The organism is Novipirellula methanifontis, from assembly GCF_052161655.1.
In the GTDB taxonomy this organism is placed as follows: Bacteria; Planctomycetota; Planctomycetia; order Pirellulales; family Pirellulaceae; genus Novipirellula.
Genome location: NZ_CP197418.1, coordinates 2,379,177 through 2,393,612 on the forward strand (window position 1 = coordinate 2,379,177; position 14,436 = coordinate 2,393,612).

At 54.1% G+C, this 14,436-nt stretch carries 12 protein-coding genes; 10 read left to right on the forward strand and 2 right to left on the reverse strand.

Annotated features, from left to right (window positions below):
- Window positions 1-311 precede the first annotated feature (311 nt).
- Window positions 312-2,573: a polyribonucleotide nucleotidyltransferase gene (locus SH528x_RS08340; RefSeq protein ID WP_442510062.1), complete on the forward strand. Its 2,262-nt coding sequence runs from the start codon at window positions 312-314 to the stop codon at window positions 2,571-2,573.
- A gap of 309 nt (window positions 2,574-2,882) precedes the next feature.
- A complete protein-coding gene (locus tag SH528x_RS08345) occupies window positions 2,883-5,036 on the forward strand; it encodes a DUF4190 domain-containing protein (RefSeq protein WP_442510063.1) in 2,154 nt (717 codons plus the stop codon).
- A gap of 38 nt (window positions 5,037-5,074) precedes the next feature.
- Here the strand turns inward: SH528x_RS08345 and SH528x_RS08350 are convergent, their stop codons facing one another.
- The gene (locus SH528x_RS08350) at window positions 5,075-5,833 is read right to left on the reverse strand and encodes an SDR family NAD(P)-dependent oxidoreductase (RefSeq protein WP_442510064.1); all 759 of its coding nucleotides are present in this window, start codon (window positions 5,831-5,833) and stop codon (window positions 5,075-5,077) included.
- Window positions 5,834-6,164: 331 nt separating this feature from the next.
- Here SH528x_RS08350 and SH528x_RS08355 point away from each other — a divergent pair, with 331 nt between their 5' ends.
- The 7 genes from SH528x_RS08355 to SH528x_RS08385 all read left to right on the forward strand — a co-directional run bounded on the left by SH528x_RS08355 (window position 6,165) and on the right by SH528x_RS08385 (window position 10,921).
- Window positions 6,165-6,965 carry a pirin family protein gene (locus SH528x_RS08355; protein ID WP_442510065.1) on the forward strand — a complete coding sequence of 267 codons (801 nt, stop codon included), beginning with the start codon at window positions 6,165-6,167 and terminating at the stop codon, window positions 6,963-6,965.
- Between the two features lie 104 nt (window positions 6,966-7,069).
- On the forward strand, window positions 7,070-7,492 hold the full coding sequence (locus SH528x_RS08360; protein ID WP_442510066.1) for a DoxX family protein: 423 nt from the start codon (window positions 7,070-7,072) through the stop codon (window positions 7,490-7,492).
- Between the two features lie 954 nt (window positions 7,493-8,446).
- Window positions 8,447-8,767: a hypothetical protein gene (locus SH528x_RS08365; protein ID WP_442510067.1), complete on the forward strand. Its 321-nt coding sequence runs from the start codon at window positions 8,447-8,449 to the stop codon at window positions 8,765-8,767.
- Between the two features lie 276 nt (window positions 8,768-9,043).
- Window positions 9,044-9,280: an addiction module protein gene (locus tag SH528x_RS08370; protein WP_442510068.1), complete on the forward strand. Its 237-nt coding sequence runs from the start codon at window positions 9,044-9,046 to the stop codon at window positions 9,278-9,280.
- Window positions 9,273-9,563 carry a type II toxin-antitoxin system RelE/ParE family toxin gene (locus SH528x_RS08375; RefSeq protein WP_442510069.1) on the forward strand — a complete coding sequence of 97 codons (291 nt, stop codon included), beginning with the start codon at window positions 9,273-9,275 and terminating at the stop codon, window positions 9,561-9,563. Before SH528x_RS08370 ends, SH528x_RS08375 begins: the two co-directional genes overlap by 8 nt.
- Window positions 9,564-9,725: 162 nt before the next feature.
- Window positions 9,726-10,484, forward strand: coding sequence for a hypothetical protein (locus SH528x_RS08380; protein ID WP_442510070.1), 759 nt, complete (start codon window positions 9,726-9,728; stop codon window positions 10,482-10,484).
- Between the two features lie 155 nt (window positions 10,485-10,639).
- Window positions 10,640-10,921 carry a hypothetical protein gene (locus SH528x_RS08385; protein WP_442510071.1) on the forward strand — a complete coding sequence of 94 codons (282 nt, stop codon included), beginning with the start codon at window positions 10,640-10,642 and terminating at the stop codon, window positions 10,919-10,921.
- Window positions 10,922-11,603: 682 nt separating this feature from the next.
- On the opposite strand, the gene SH528x_RS08390 is transcribed toward SH528x_RS08385, so the two are convergent.
- Window positions 11,604-11,924, reverse strand: coding sequence for a helix-turn-helix transcriptional regulator (locus SH528x_RS08390; RefSeq protein ID WP_442510072.1), 321 nt, complete (start codon window positions 11,922-11,924; stop codon window positions 11,604-11,606).
- Window positions 11,925-12,256: 332 nt separating this feature from the next.
- Between SH528x_RS08390 and SH528x_RS08395 the strand changes: the two genes are divergently transcribed.
- Window positions 12,257-14,404, forward strand: a complete 2,148-nt coding sequence (locus tag SH528x_RS08395) for an ATP-binding cassette domain-containing protein (RefSeq protein WP_442510073.1) — start codon at window positions 12,257-12,259, stop codon at window positions 14,402-14,404.
- Window positions 14,405-14,436 lie beyond the last annotated feature (32 nt).

Genomic DNA, 14,436 nt, shown 5'->3' on the forward strand with positions numbered 1-14,436 from the left:
AAAGACGCCGCATTGGTGCGATGGTTGGCAAACAACTCAGCTCGCCCTCTGGTGGCGAGCCGAGATTCTTTTCTCTCTTTTTCGCGCTCCGTGCGGTAGACGGCGGTAGCGCCGTGCGCTGACCGAGATGTGGGTTAACTGGGCCAATTGCTGTACTGCATGCCCTCGCCCCATCTCTTTCTACTCGGCAAGCCGCACCTTTTGTTTGTATCGCTCCGCTCCCATGAAGGGGTCCCGTTGATGGGGGCCGCAAGCGCGGTCCGAGCGATCTCTTGTTGTAATTGTATGTAGGTGGAAGGAAGGTTTCCAAAGTGACTGTGAATAAAATTAGAGTTGAGAAGAAAATCGGACGCAGCGTATTGTCGTTCGAAACAGGCCAATTGGCCAAGCAAGCTGCCGGTAGTGTGATGGTTCAATATGGCGAGACTTCGGTTCTCGTGGCAGCAGCATCGAGCGACCCACGTCCGGGCCTTGATTTCTTTCCATTGATGTGTGATTACCGCGAGCGATTGGCTGCGGCTGGTAAATTCCCCGGCGGTTTCCTGAAGCGAGAAGGCCGCCCGAGCACCAAAGAAACCCTCAGTGCTCGTTTGATGGATCGCCCGATCCGTCCCCTTTGGCCTGCTGGCTACAAAGACGAAGTTCAAGTGCAGGCGTTTGTTGTTGCAAGCGACATGCAAAATGACGGCGACGTGTTGGCGATGAACGGTGCTGGAGTAGCACTGCACATCAGCGAACTGCCTTTCCAAGGCCCCGTTGCTTCGGTTCGCGTCGGTAAGGTTGACGGCAAACTTATTGCGTTCCCGACCTATGAAGATCTCGAGTCGAGCGAACTTGACATGATCGTCAGCGGTTCGCGTGACAAGGTTGCCATGATCGAAGGCTTCGCCAACGAAATGGCCGAAGACGACATGATGGAAGCGATTCACTTTGCCCACGACGTGATTCGCGAAGTCATCGACCTGCAAGACGAGCTGTACAACAAGGTTAACCCCAAGAAGAAAGAGTACGTCCCGGCTGCAGACGACGGCTTGTTCCAACGTCTAAACGACGCCTACTACGACGATTTCCGCGCTGCTCAACAAACCTCGGGCAAGCAAGATCGTGCCACGGCGGTTCGCAACTTGCGTGACCGAGCACTGAGCGAAGTGATTCCGGATCCGAAAGCAGATGGCGCAACTTGCCCCAATCGCTTCAAGAGCGTATGGCACGACTTGGAAGAAAAAGTCGTTCGCGACTTGATCCTTGCTGGTACACGCCCTGACGGACGTGACAACAACAGCCTGCGTCAAATCTACTGTGAAACCGACTTGCTTCCTCGCGTTCACGGATCGGCACTGTTCCAACGTGGCGAAACTCAAGCGTTGATCACAATCACGCTGGGAACCGCTCGTGACGAGCAACGTGTTGATGGTTTGCAAGAAGAGTACAGCAAGAAGTTCATGCTGGACTACAACTTCCCATCGTTCTCGGTTGGCGAATGTCGTCCAATCCGTGGCCCTGGACGCCGCGAAATTGGTCACGGTTGCTTGGCAGAGCGAAGTGTTGCTCCTGTCTTGCCAGCCGCAGAAGACTTCCCCTACACGATTCGTGTCATCAGCGACATTCTCGAGTCCAACGGCAGTAGCTCGATGGCTTCGATTTGTGGAGCGACCCTCGGCTTGATGGCTGCAGGCGTTCCGATCAGCAACCCTGTTGCCGGTATTTCGATTGGCTTGGTTCAAAGCTCGCCTGACAACTGGGTCTTGTTGACTGACATCCTCGGTACCGAAGATCACTTCGGCGACATGGACTTCAAGATTGCGGGAACTCAAAACGGGATCACCGGTATCCAGCTCGACCTGAAGGTGACTGGCATCGGAGACGACGTTATTCGTGCGACCCTGAAGCAATCTCGCGAAGCTCGTATCGAAATCCTTCGTAAGATGTTGACGACGATCCAGCGTCCACGACGCGAAACTGCAGCGACGGCACCACGTCTGCTTCGTACCAAAATTGCTTCGGACAAGATCGGTGCACTGATTGGGCCCGGCGGAAAGAACATCCGTGGCATCCAAGAAACCACGGGCTGTGTTATCGAAGTCGATGACGACGGAACCGTTTTGGTCGCAAGCACGAACAAGGAATCTGCTGCCGAAGCCATGCGTCAAGTCGAAGCCTGCACAGCAACCGTTCAGATCGGCAAGATCTACGACGGCGTTGTAAGCAGCATCAAAGACTTCGGTGCATTCGTTGAAATCCTGCCCGGCCGTGACGGTCTGTGTCACATCAGCGAAATCAGCACCGGCTACATCAGCAGCATCGACAAAGTGGTTGCCGTTGGCGATCCGATGAAGGTGTTGGTAATCGATGTCGACGAGCATGACCGCGTCAAGCTAAGTCGACGCCGTGCTCTTGAAGAGCTTGGCGAAGAAGACGAGTTGGCTTCGGCTGTCGAAGGCGACGATGAAGACGGTGGTGGTGAAGACCGCGGTGGCGACGAAGATCGCCCACGTCGACGTCGTGGCGGAAGCGGCGGCGGAGGTGGTGGCGGCCGCGGACGTAGCGGTGGTGGCGGCGGCGGACGTCGCTAAGCTTCTCCCTCGGCTCAGGTGACCACCACACGGTGATCACCGATCCGTCATCTTATTAAAAGCACATCAGCGTGCGATTCGTAATGAGTCGCACGCTGTTTTTTTGTGCCGACCGCTGCTGCAATGCTGCCACACGTAAAGTCGAATAACAGAATGACCGCTATTTCACCAAGACATTCCGCGTAATACGCATAGTACGCTAGCTGCATGGGTGAACTGAAAAACAGCAAACTGCCAGACACTGACCGATGCGGCTCAGGGTAGAATACCAGCGGTCATGTTTCGTTTTTCAAGTCCGGAGAATCTCTCGTGCCGTTCTGTGGGGCTTGTAACTCGTTCATTATTGGCGGCGGTAAGTCCGAAGACGGCAAGCGGTACTGCAACGACAAATGCTTAGAACACGGACGGACGATAAACTACGTCGGAGATATTCCCGACGAAATCGTCGCTCAGCGAGCTTGGCAAATGCGAGACGCCACGTGCCCACGCTGTGGCGGTCCGGGGCCTGTTGACTATGTTGGCAGTCGGCAGGTCATCAGCGTGATCATCCTGACTCGAACCTCGGATACAACCGTTTTCGGTTGTAAAAGATGTGGCAATCGCACGACGATCCAGTCGACGGCGATCTCGATGCTGACCGGTTGGTGGGGCTTCCCATGGGGGTTGATCATGACACCGATTGTGGTCGTCTCGAATATTGTATCGCTGCTGCAACCGTCACCCCTAGGGCCCTCGGCGACACTGCTTGAGGCGGCAAAATTGGACATGGCCGCGCAGTTGCGACATCGCGTCGAAGCGGGCCCACAAGCTTCACCGCTATCGTCACTGAGTGCATCAGACGACTTTGCGAGTGATTTCCCAACCGTTCAGGCTGCAGTGCCCAGCAGTCCTCAGCCCGGCAACTACCAGCCCACTCACTACGCCGACGCCGCTTACACGCCTGCAGCAACCTCTGGATTGGCGATCACGAGTCTCGTGTTATCGCTGATATCAATCTTTGCCTTTTGCTTGATGGGACTGTCTTTGTTTACGTCGATCGTGGCCGTCGCAACAGGGCACATGGCACTGAAGCAGATTAAACGGTCCCACGGTCAACTCACCGGTGACGGGATGGCGATCACGGGACTCGTTATCGGTTACGTGATGTTGTTGCTTTCGGTCACTTGGGTCGCCATTCTCGTGATTAGCCTAAGCCAGGCGGATCCTCGAGTGCGACGCAATGTTCCACAGCGTCCCTTTCCTGGCCTGGAAGCTCACGACCCCAACCCGCCCGCTCAACCCGTTCTTCCAAAAATCCTCCAGCCCCCTAAGTTTGAGCCACCGGCTGTTCGCCCCAATTCGGATCGATTCGAGCCCAGTTTCCCTGCTCCGATGACACCGGCCCCGCTGCCCAAGACGCCGCCTTTGCACGATCCGTTCGAACCGCCGGTTTCCCCGATGCCGCCCGGTGCACGCGACGTGATGAAAACCAATCCGTTCGATCCACCACCTCGTCGACCTGCGGCAAGGCCACCAGCGGTCGCCAAGGCGAATCCCGAGGAGGACATCACGGATCCCAACGTCGTCCATGTGTTTTCAAATATGGGCTGGACTGTCAAATCGTTGGCGTTCTCGCCTGACAAACGCTTCCTCGTTGCTGGCAAATTGGATGCGAAGCTAATCGTTCTGGACTTAACGACCGGTGAGCAAGTTTTTGAAATCAATGATTTGCAGAATGAGATGAGCCAAGTAACAAGCGTTGCCTTCTCGCGTGACGGGAAACGGATCATCGCAGCGGGATACAAAGGAGCGATCGCAAGTTGGGCAATCAATGACGCCGGTCAATTGTCGGACAAACAGGCTCTCGCGAGTCAAGCGAAACATGTTCAAACATTGGTGGTGAGTCCCGCATCAGGCTTTCTGATCTCCGGTTCGTCCCGTGGGCAATTGCTATGGCAACCCATCGTCAGTCCCGGTGCTCCGAACTCTCGCCAGATCGAGGCTTTACCACGTGCGGTGTTGGCGATTCATTTGCCGAAATCGGGACTCAAGGCGATCGCGTCGGACGGGCAATCACTAGTCGCCGTCGATCTGAAAACCGCAAAGCTGCTTGGCGAAAGAAAGCTGCAAAAAGCCTATCCCCATGCGGCCGCATTTTCATCCGACGGCAGCCGATTGGCGATCACCAGCGGTTACGAAATTAACGTCTTCAACACGGCCACACAGTCCCACGAGCTGAAGATAGATACGGACCACGACATTCAATGGAGCGTTGGCTTCATGCCTGACGGGAAACGAATTTATTCCGGCGGTCGCGGACGTATCACGTTTTGGGATGCCGAGTCGGGTGAGCCAACTGCACGGCTGAACGCTGGAGGTGTGATATCGATCAAGACCATTGTCGTCTCCGATGATTCGCAGTGGTTAGCCACCATTCCCGAAGCCGCCGCCCAAACGCTAAGAGTGTTCAAAATCCCAGATTAATTGGGGCTGAACAGAGAGAAGCAACGAGGAAACTTTCCCTACAGCGTTTGGCCACCGTCCACGGATAACAATTGGCCGGTGACCATGCCCGCGTCAACTGCCAGAAACAAGACAGCGTCCGCAATGTCACTTGGCATCGAAGCACGAGGGATCGGAAGTGTTGCCACCATTTGATCCAGATCCCAGTCGGGGTTGCCTTCGCGAATCCAACGAGAATCGATCGGGCCAGGACAGACGGCGTTGACTCGGACTTTCGGAGCGAGTACTCGCGCGAGTGACTTCGTCATCGTGTTCAGCCCCGCTTTGCTTGCACAGTAAGCAATCGACGATCCTTTTCCCGTATCACCCGCCACCGAACTGACATTGACCACGGCTCCGCCGTCACCTGCAGCGAGCAACTTGACTGCAGCGCGGGTCACAAAGAACGGGCCCTTCAAATTTACTGCAAGAATTTGATCCCACTTCGACTCGGTCATCCCATCCAAATCCTTGTGGTCGATAAAGTGTGTCATTGCCGCGTTGTTCACCACTGCGTCCAACCTTCCAAATTCGTTTTCGATTTGGTTGATCATCTCGCCGACGGCCGTGTCGTCGGACACATCGCATTGGATCGTCAACACACGCACGCCGGCGCTGGCGACTTGTTTCGCGGTCTCTTCTGCTTCGGACGTACTACGTGAATAATTCACCACGACGTCGTAACCGCGAGCGGCGAACTGCACCGCACAAGCTCGTCCGACTCCCGTTGCACTACCGGTGACCAAGGCAACAGGATGATCCGAATTTGATTCCGTCATAATATTTAAAGCCATGCACGAGGGGCAAACGAGGGATTTTCAGGGTGTATGTCGCCGGACATATTCGGTTTATCGGCTCGGTAGGGCAATACGGGCAGTCGACCAGAAGCACGAAAACTTGTCGTCGCGATCGATCGTTTGCATGAAACTCGGTTAGGCCATGCTCCCCAAGGTGAGCTGAAATCGTTGATCGCAACCCTCGCCATTGCTCGCAAACGAGTTCAAGACTGAAAAAGTTTCAAAAACACATAGTTTACATGTAAGGTTATTGCATGGCGGCGGTATTCCCTCACAGAATGAGCCAATCACCCTTTTTTACAAAGGAAAAACGATGAATGCGTCCCGACGAAACATGTTATCAATGACCGCAGCAGGGCTGATTCAAATTGCTGCAAAACCTGCCGTCACGATGGGCGACGAACCGCTGAGCACCGATTTACTGGTACGCCAAGCGGCCGGGCGAGGGCACACCGACCTGGGTTGGCTGAAGAGCTTTCACTCGTTCTCGTTCGGAGACTACTACGACCAACGGCATATGGGATTTCGCAGTCTTCGTGTCATCAACGATGACCGAATCGCGGCCGGTCGTGGTTTCCCGACGCACCCTCACCGCGATATGGAGATTATCTCGTACGTGCTCGACGGATCGTTGCAACACAAGGACAGTACCGATAAAGGAGCGATTATCACTCCCGACGATATTCAAATGATGTCCGCCGGGACAGGGATCACACACAGCGAGTACAACCCGTCGTCAACCGAGGCGAATCACTTCCTGCAAATCTGGATCCAGCCCGCGATGCGAGGCGTGGGGCCACGCTATAGCGAGAACAAGGTCACCGACGACCAAAAAACGAACCAGTGGAACTTGATCGCGGGACCCGATGATTCGGGTGCGGCGGTTGGGATTTATCAAGATGCTAAGATCTTCGCCAGCAAATTGCAGGCGGGAGAAAGCCTTGACTACACCCTCGAGCAAAACCGACACGCATGGCTACAAGTCGCCACGGGCGAGTTGACTGTCAACGGATCGACGCTTAAGGCCGGCGATGCGGTGGCTTCCAGCCGAGCCACATCGCTGCACGTCACGGCGAACCAATCGAGCGATGTGCTGCTGTTTGATCTGAGTTGACACGAGAGCGACAACGCAGTTTCGGTCGCGAACCGAACGCAATGGCAGCTTTATCTACTGCGAAAAAACCAACTTCAACACACCCCAACCCTCCAGAGTGAACCATGTCCAAACTGCTTTTCATTGAATCGTCCCCCAAACAAATCTCCGTCGGATTACTCGTATTGCGAGTCGCATTCGGCTTGTTCATGCTGGTGCATGGAATTCAGAAAGTGATGGGATTCAACGCCATGTCCGAAGGGTTTCCCGACCCGATTGGGATGGGCAGCCAGCTTAGTTTGATTATGGCAATCGGCGCCGAAGTCGGTTGTTCGGTGCTGTTGATCCTAGGGCTGGGCACACGTTTGGCCGTGATCCCTCTGGCCTTCACGATGGTGATCGCGTTGTTTGTGGTGCATGGTGCCGATCCATGGAAAGTCAAAGAACTAGCGGCGATTTATCTGGCCACCTACGCCGTGTTGTTCATCACCGGCCCTGGCGAATTCTCACTCGACCACAAATTCTGGGGCGGCAACCGAGCGAAATAAAACACGTGCGGCGCATTCCAAGCCGACTTCGTTTTGGTACCCGCGAAACAACGGCTATGCGTTTCGGCTGGTCTAAGCGTGATCAGCTTTGGCTATGTGGCCCACCGCATTGAGCACTGACGAGACCTTTTCCGCTGATCAATACGTTGCTGCGATGGCTCACCCCAGCGACAAGGTCCAAGCTCTACGCTGGTTGAGCGTGCGCAATCTCAGACCGACAAACGCGATTGGGCCATTGGCGGTGGAGACTCTATTAGTGATCCACCGGTCACATGACGTCTTAGCGGGTTGTAGACAGCGACGAATGATGTCTGACAGACGAATGTGGGACAGACGAATGAATTCAGAGCGACAATTCGTCTGTCCTTCATTCGGCTGTCAAAATCGTCTTGGATCCGTTCCTTTCGAGAGAAAGTGACTGGCCCCCCGCCAACACACTCTATGCTCTCAGCGACTCTGCGTTTGAAACCCAAACACGATCCAGCCAAGCGATATGCTTTGTTAATCGGATCACGACGCATCTCGGGCTGATTCATTTCAAAACTTCCAGGCTTTGCCTGCTTCCGATTCTTAATCGTAATCGTACTCTTAATCCTAATCTTCTCCGCTTGTCACTCGACCCAGTTGTGTTTGCTCAGACGGAATTAAGATTAAAAGTTTCTAGTACAAGGTCCAGAGCACCAGCGTCAGCCATTGTCGCTCGGCTTTCCAAGCCGATTGCGTTCATTGAGCCGCAGCAAACGGCTTCATCGGCAATCGTTCCATAACCTGGTGGAAATGGATGGGAGTGACCGGCGACCCGCCGTTGAGCGTGCGAGTATAAACGGGTTGTAGGTAGCGACGAGTGTTTATTGACAGACGAATGTGTGACAGACGAATAAATTCAAAGGGACGATTCGTCTGTCCTTCATTCGGCTTTCAAAACCGCCTTGGATCCGTTCCTTTCAAGAGAAAGTGACCAGCACCCCACCAACGTTCTCCGCGACTCAGCATTTCAAACCCGAGTACGATTCGGCAGGCGAATTGTTGTCGAGCCGGGTCACGATCGCGGTCCAGAACGGGGACCGTCCGATCTATTTCACCGGCATCACCGCGACGATGGAGCGACCAGAATTTGTGACACTATCGATTCCGCTCGAGGAGCAGTGGAGCGACTCACTCCGCTGGCTCACGCGGGAACAGCGGGAACGATTTGCTACCGCCAATTTTTTCAAAATGTTACAAGTGCAAATCACCGGCCGGTATTTAAAACTCCCTCCGCACTCGCCGGAGTAGTGAGCTGCATTCGGAGGTTGCAGCTCAGCGTCTATGAAAAAAACAGTCGTTACCACAAACAAGCTGGCTGCGATTGCGCACAGAAGTCAACGGAGAACCAAAACCCATTCCACAAACCGAAAGAATTTGCAGCAACGATCTGTACCTCGCCAGCAGAAATTTGTTTAAAATCAGGAAAACCAAAAGCGAGCCTCCAGTGTGGAGCCTCACCCCCATAAAGTACGACACCGAGTCGTACATAACTACGTTGTGCGGTCGATCTGGTATAATTCGAGAATGACTACTATTAACGAGATCTTGACTGCTGCCCAATCTTTGCCTGCTTCCGAACGCGCGCAGTTGATTGCGACTCTTTGGGACAGTGTGTCGCCTGTCGACTGGGTTCCGCCCGATTCCCAGTGGATCACAGAGGCTAATCGCCGCAGCGATGCCTACGACGCTGGCGAAATGACCGGTACCCCTTGGGCTGAAGTCCGCGAACGTGCTCGCCGTGAGGCTGGGCTAGATGGCTAACGTCATCTTTTGTTCGGCAGCTGAGGTCGATTACACGGAATCCCTCAAGTGGTATGCGGAACGGAGCCTCGAAGCGGCAAACGACTTCGACGCTGAACTGGATCGGGCAATTTCTCAGATCGCTGCAGGTCCCGAACGCTTTCCGATGTGTGACCAACGTCACCGGTATTTCCTGCTCCGGCGTTTTCCATTTCGGATCATCTATCGCATTGTCGCGTCTGATGTTGTAGTGATCGCGGTAGCACACGGATCGCGGTCACCAGACTATTGGGCTAACCGGTAGCGCCGCACAACATGGTTTTTACGCTAGGCCTTCGGGCACACCTTGGCTCTTTGGCAACGGGCCATAGCTTTGGTAGAATCTCTCGTAGTTCAGACGTCGTTCGCTTCGTTTAGGGCGGTGTCGTAAAAACCTTCCGTTGTACGCACTGGCGATCCGCTCTCTATGTCACTCCAAGAGGCATTACTTGAAATCCAGCCGGATGCTGCCCTCGTTGATCTGCCTTTCGAGGCATACCACTTTCGTCTCGAAGTACCTGCGTTTACCGACGACCGCGTCTTCGTCCCTATTAATGATCAACAAGCCTATTTAATAAATGCGAGATCTGGGTTCACACTTGAATTTGTTGGTCCATTAGTGGATTGCGTGCTTCGTGCTGGGTATGCCCCGCGAAACGACGGTGCGATATCGTTGATTGATAGTCAGGTTGGTGGCTTCGACAATGCCGTCTGCGTTCCTCCGCCGACGCCACGGCAGTTCACCACACAGTCCCCAGGACTTGCGGCCGTTACAACGTGGATTCTTCCCGCATACAACTGCGAATTTCGCAATGGGCAATCAGGTGACGAGTTTTACTATGCTGCGTTCAAACACCCAAAGATTCCCGTGCTCGACTGGGGACGCAATCCAGAGCCTCAATTGCGCGTACAGCTACTAACGGAATGGACCGGTGGAATGTATCGCAAGGTTAAGAAGCCGTTTGTTGATTCTGTGTTGAGCATTTCGACTGCGGCCAGAGCAATACCCCATGGCGTGTCGTTTCGTATGATTGACCTTCGGAATCGTGAACTCATTATCAATCGCGTTAATGATCGAATCGAATATCAACTTACAGAGGGAACCGATCAGTCGTCTGGATCAATTGCTCGCGATGATGCCCCAAGTCTTGTCAGGGCGTTTGGCCTGGGAAGCGTGTTGTCGTAGCGGCGTACAACATGTTTTTTACGCTCGGCCTTCGGCACACCTTCGTTGTTTGGCAACGCTCGCTGGCATTGGTACAATTTCTCGTAGTTCAAGCATCGCTCGCTTCGTTTAGGGCGGTGTCGTAAGAACCTTCCGTTGGGCGACCTAGATCAATCATGTCGCAATTGTTTCCCGAAGACATCGACGAGCTAAACGCGGAGTTGCGGCGTTTGCTCGATGCCGAGCTGTCGGCTGGCAACGTCGTGGTGGAGACTTGGCGCGGTTGGCCGTCCGCGAAGACTGTGGCGGTTGCGCTTCGATGTCCGTTTCGCGTGCCTGCCAAGGACGCGGTTCCCGACTCCGTGGTGTTTCGTGACGTTGACGATCCACACTACTGGAAGGCTGAATATGTCCACAGTGACTCGGAACACATGATCGTTTGTCGCTTCGGCAACTGACGCAACCGGCCGCCCAACTTCTTAGGGTTTGAGGTCAGCGAGGTACGAGCCTGATCCCAAACCCATGTTCAAGGCGAGCCGCTTCGCGTCGGGAGGCGGCTCAATCGACACGTCCACTTCGATAGACCGCCGCAGGACTCGCTCGCCAGAAGTGGGGAGTCTCAGTGCCACACGGTTGTATCGGCAGCAAGGATTAGAGCGTGAGGTCGTGCGGCTTAGTCGGAATAGGCCGCTGTTTTATCCCCTAGTGTTTTTCGTCTCTCAGAGACTTTACGGTTGGCCCGATTTCCATCGGTGGGTTTTCAATGATCACGTTTGTAGCAAGCATTTCGCGCTCCGCGTATGTTGACGTCGAAAATATTGCTGATGGTTTTAGTGGCATGGGGAAGTGAACATCCCCTCGGGATAATATTGACGGAGCCGTATCCGTCAGCAATCGAATCGACGTCCCTATTAAACGTTACGAGCAAGTGCAATCCAACCCACGGGGATACCACACACCTCCGCACAACTCATTGGGCTTAATGTAGCCTAGGCTTAGTTCCCGTGCAGCTTCAATAAGTAAACCGTCCGCGACACCATCCATGGATTCCACTCCTGAGAATTCGTAAACAACTCAGGTAAATTTATTCATGCCGCTCGCCTTAGTGCCCGCGAATCTCGCGTATGAGTTTCGGTGGACCTAACCGGTGATCAGCTTCAGCAGATCACCGATCGTGCGATGGGCTTCGAGCGGATGCCGGAGCGATTCCTTGGTCAACACCTGATAGTGATTCTTGCGGCCCACTTTCTCGCGGCGAATGAATCCCTCGTCTTCAAGGTCTTGAACAATCCGCTGAACCCCGCGCTCGGTGATGCCGACTTGCAGTGCGACCTCGCGTAGCACCATGTCGGGATTGCTGTGCAGCACAATCAGCACGTGAGCGTGATTAGTCAGGAAGGTCCAGCGACTGGTCTCGCGGGTTGCGGATGAGGGGCGGGATGGCTTGGCCGTCTTGCTCATTTCGAAAATTCGCTGCCGGAGCGGAAAGTGATGGGATTCGTCTGCGTCAAGTATATCGCCAGATAGACGAAAGTAAATTCATGAAATATCTTTCGCCATTCAGCCCCGATTTATCGCAATTTGCGATGTTTTGGCGGCATTATCTAAAGATCTTAGCAAGCAAAAGGCGAATATCAATTGACGACATATTTGTCGTGTATTAAACTTCGTGTAACCAATATACCATTGGGAACGCGTTAATTGGCTTTTACACGTTGAAGCCTGGCTTCGTCTTTGCGGTTGACTCTTTCGCCCCCCCTATTTTTCTGCCTGAACCCGATTCGAGTCTCATTGTGCCTGATTCTGTTAAGCCTCAATCGGTTGTGCCAAGCGAAGAGACTTTATTCAAAGTTCTTACACGCATTGGCTTAGCAATCGGGGTGCCGATCCAGCGCTCTGACATGCAATCATGCGGCGAGAACGTTGATCCTCAGCAAGACGATCCGCTGTCGCCTCTATTGGTGAGTGCTAAACATGCGGAGCTGATATTAAGTGAAACAAAATTTTCGACGGTCGAAGAACTGTTCGGCTTCGTGCGGGAACGCTACCCGATTCTGATTGTGCACAGCGATGGGCGATATGATGTTCTAGAGACGATTGCGGGGCGACGTCTTCATGGCAGTCAGATCAGCGACCTGCCAGAGACGCCGCTCTCTACAAAGCCTCAGACCTATTCGAAGTCACAGCTTCGCAAATGGCTGCGGTCCGATCCTCCGCCACGTTGCTTCGCGTGTCGAAAAGAATTGCCGTGTGATTCGATTTCGTCAGCTCGTGCCACGAGGGATTACCTGATGCTTGATTCGCATGCCAACGATCATCCCACGCCGCTCCACCGCTTTCTAGGTTTGCTACACCTCGATCGACGCGACATCTTCACGGTCATCTTGTTCGCGTTCGTCGCAGGAATCTTAGCCTTGGCGACACCGCTGGCCGTTGAATCGTTGGTGAATGTGGTCAGTTGGGGAACCTACGTACAACCTCTGATTGTGTTGGGGTTGATGCTGTTGACGTGTTTGGGAATCGCCGGAGTGCTGAAAGTACTCCAAGCCATCGGAGTCGAATTGATCCAGCGGCGCCAGTTCGTTCGCATCGTCAGTGATCTGGCACACCGTTTTCCGCGAGCCAATCAGGCGTCGTTGGTCGGCGAGTTTCCACGTGAACTCGCCAATCGAGTCTTCGACATCATGACCATTCAAAAAGCAACCGCTGTATTGTTGTTGGACGGGGTGACGATTGTGTTGACGACCGTGCTTGGGTTGTTTTTGCTGGCCTTCTACCATCCGTTTTTGCTCGGTTTTGACATCGTGCTGATAATCTCGATGATTTCGATCACTTGGTTGCTCGGGCGTGGCGGGATCCACACTTCGATTGACGAGTCGATCACGAAGTACCGCGTGGCGCATTGGTTGCAAGATGTGATCGCATCGCCCTCGGTTTTTAAGCTTGGCGGAGGCGAAACGTTGGCGGTGCAGCGGGCGAACCAATTAACGGCCCAGTACATCGCCGCACGGCAGCTTCAATTCCGCGTGGTGATTCGGCAAGTCGTATTTGCGATCTCACTACAAGTCATTGCATCGACCGTCCTACTCGCATTGGGTGGATGGTTGGTGATTGATGGTCAATTAACGCTTGGCCAACTTGTCGCCAGCGAATTGGTCGTGACGGTCGTGGTGGGGGCTTTCGCCAAAGCAGGCAAGTCGATCGAGAAATTTTACGACTTGATGGCTGGCATTGACAAAGTAGGCCACCTGATCGACTTACCGGTGGATGCCAAGCAAGAGCCAGCCGTCTTGCCCCATGGACCCGCGGAGATTCAGTGGAGCGATCTTATCTTGGACGGGGGCGTGTCAAAATCGAAGGTGCCTGCAGCCACCATCGACGCGGGCAGCCGCGTTGCGATCGTCGGTGACGACGTTAACGGTCGTACTTTGTTGGCGCGTACACTGGCCGGACTGACTAGCCCTGTCGAAGGAACCGCTCAAGTCGCCGGACATGACCCTGTGCATGCAGCAGCAACGGGCGAGGGACGGTTCTTGGGCTACGCCGGAGCGAACGATCTGTTTCATGGATCGCTACGCGAGAACCTGGATTTGGCTCGCAGTGGAATGACAGCGCATCGTCTTCGCGAAGCACTGAACAATGTAGGTTTGCTGGACTTGGTACTGCAGATGCCCGACGGTCTGCAATCGCGACTGCAAACCCACGGGTATCCTCTAAGTGACATTCAATCACGGCAACTTGTGCTGGCACGAGCGATTTTGATGAAACCCAAATTGCTGGTTGTGGACGGTTTACTCGACGACTTGGCGAGCGAAGATCGTCGGACGGTTTGGCAGATACTTGCCGCCGAAGATGCTCCGTGGACTCTTGTGGTCACGACTAATCGCCAGGATGTCGCGGAACTTTGCGAGATACAAATCGCCGTTCGCAAAGGGGCGTAAGCTTCGCTATTTTTGATCCACGTTTTATCGCC

Excerpts from the sequence above, each read along its gene's own strand:
- SH528x_RS08350 (WP_442510064.1), bottom strand. The coding sequence starts at position 5,833 with ATGACGGAATCAAATTCGGATCATCCTGTTGCCTTGGTCACCGGTAGT.
- SH528x_RS08355 (WP_442510065.1), top strand. The coding sequence starts at position 6,165 with ATGAATGCGTCCCGACGAAACATGTTATCAATGACCGCAGCAGGGCTG.
- SH528x_RS08360 (WP_442510066.1), top strand. The coding sequence starts at position 7,070 with ATGTCCAAACTGCTTTTCATTGAATCGTCCCCCAAACAAATCTCCGTC.
- SH528x_RS08370 (WP_442510068.1), top strand. The coding sequence starts at position 9,044 with ATGACTACTATTAACGAGATCTTGACTGCTGCCCAATCTTTGCCTGCT.
- SH528x_RS08375 (WP_442510069.1), top strand. The coding sequence starts at position 9,273 with ATGGCTAACGTCATCTTTTGTTCGGCAGCTGAGGTCGATTACACGGAA.
- SH528x_RS08380 (WP_442510070.1), top strand. The coding sequence starts at position 9,726 with ATGTCACTCCAAGAGGCATTACTTGAAATCCAGCCGGATGCTGCCCTC.
- SH528x_RS08385 (WP_442510071.1), top strand. The coding sequence starts at position 10,640 with ATGTCGCAATTGTTTCCCGAAGACATCGACGAGCTAAACGCGGAGTTG.
- SH528x_RS08390 (WP_442510072.1), bottom strand. The coding sequence starts at position 11,924 with ATGAGCAAGACGGCCAAGCCATCCCGCCCCTCATCCGCAACCCGCGAG.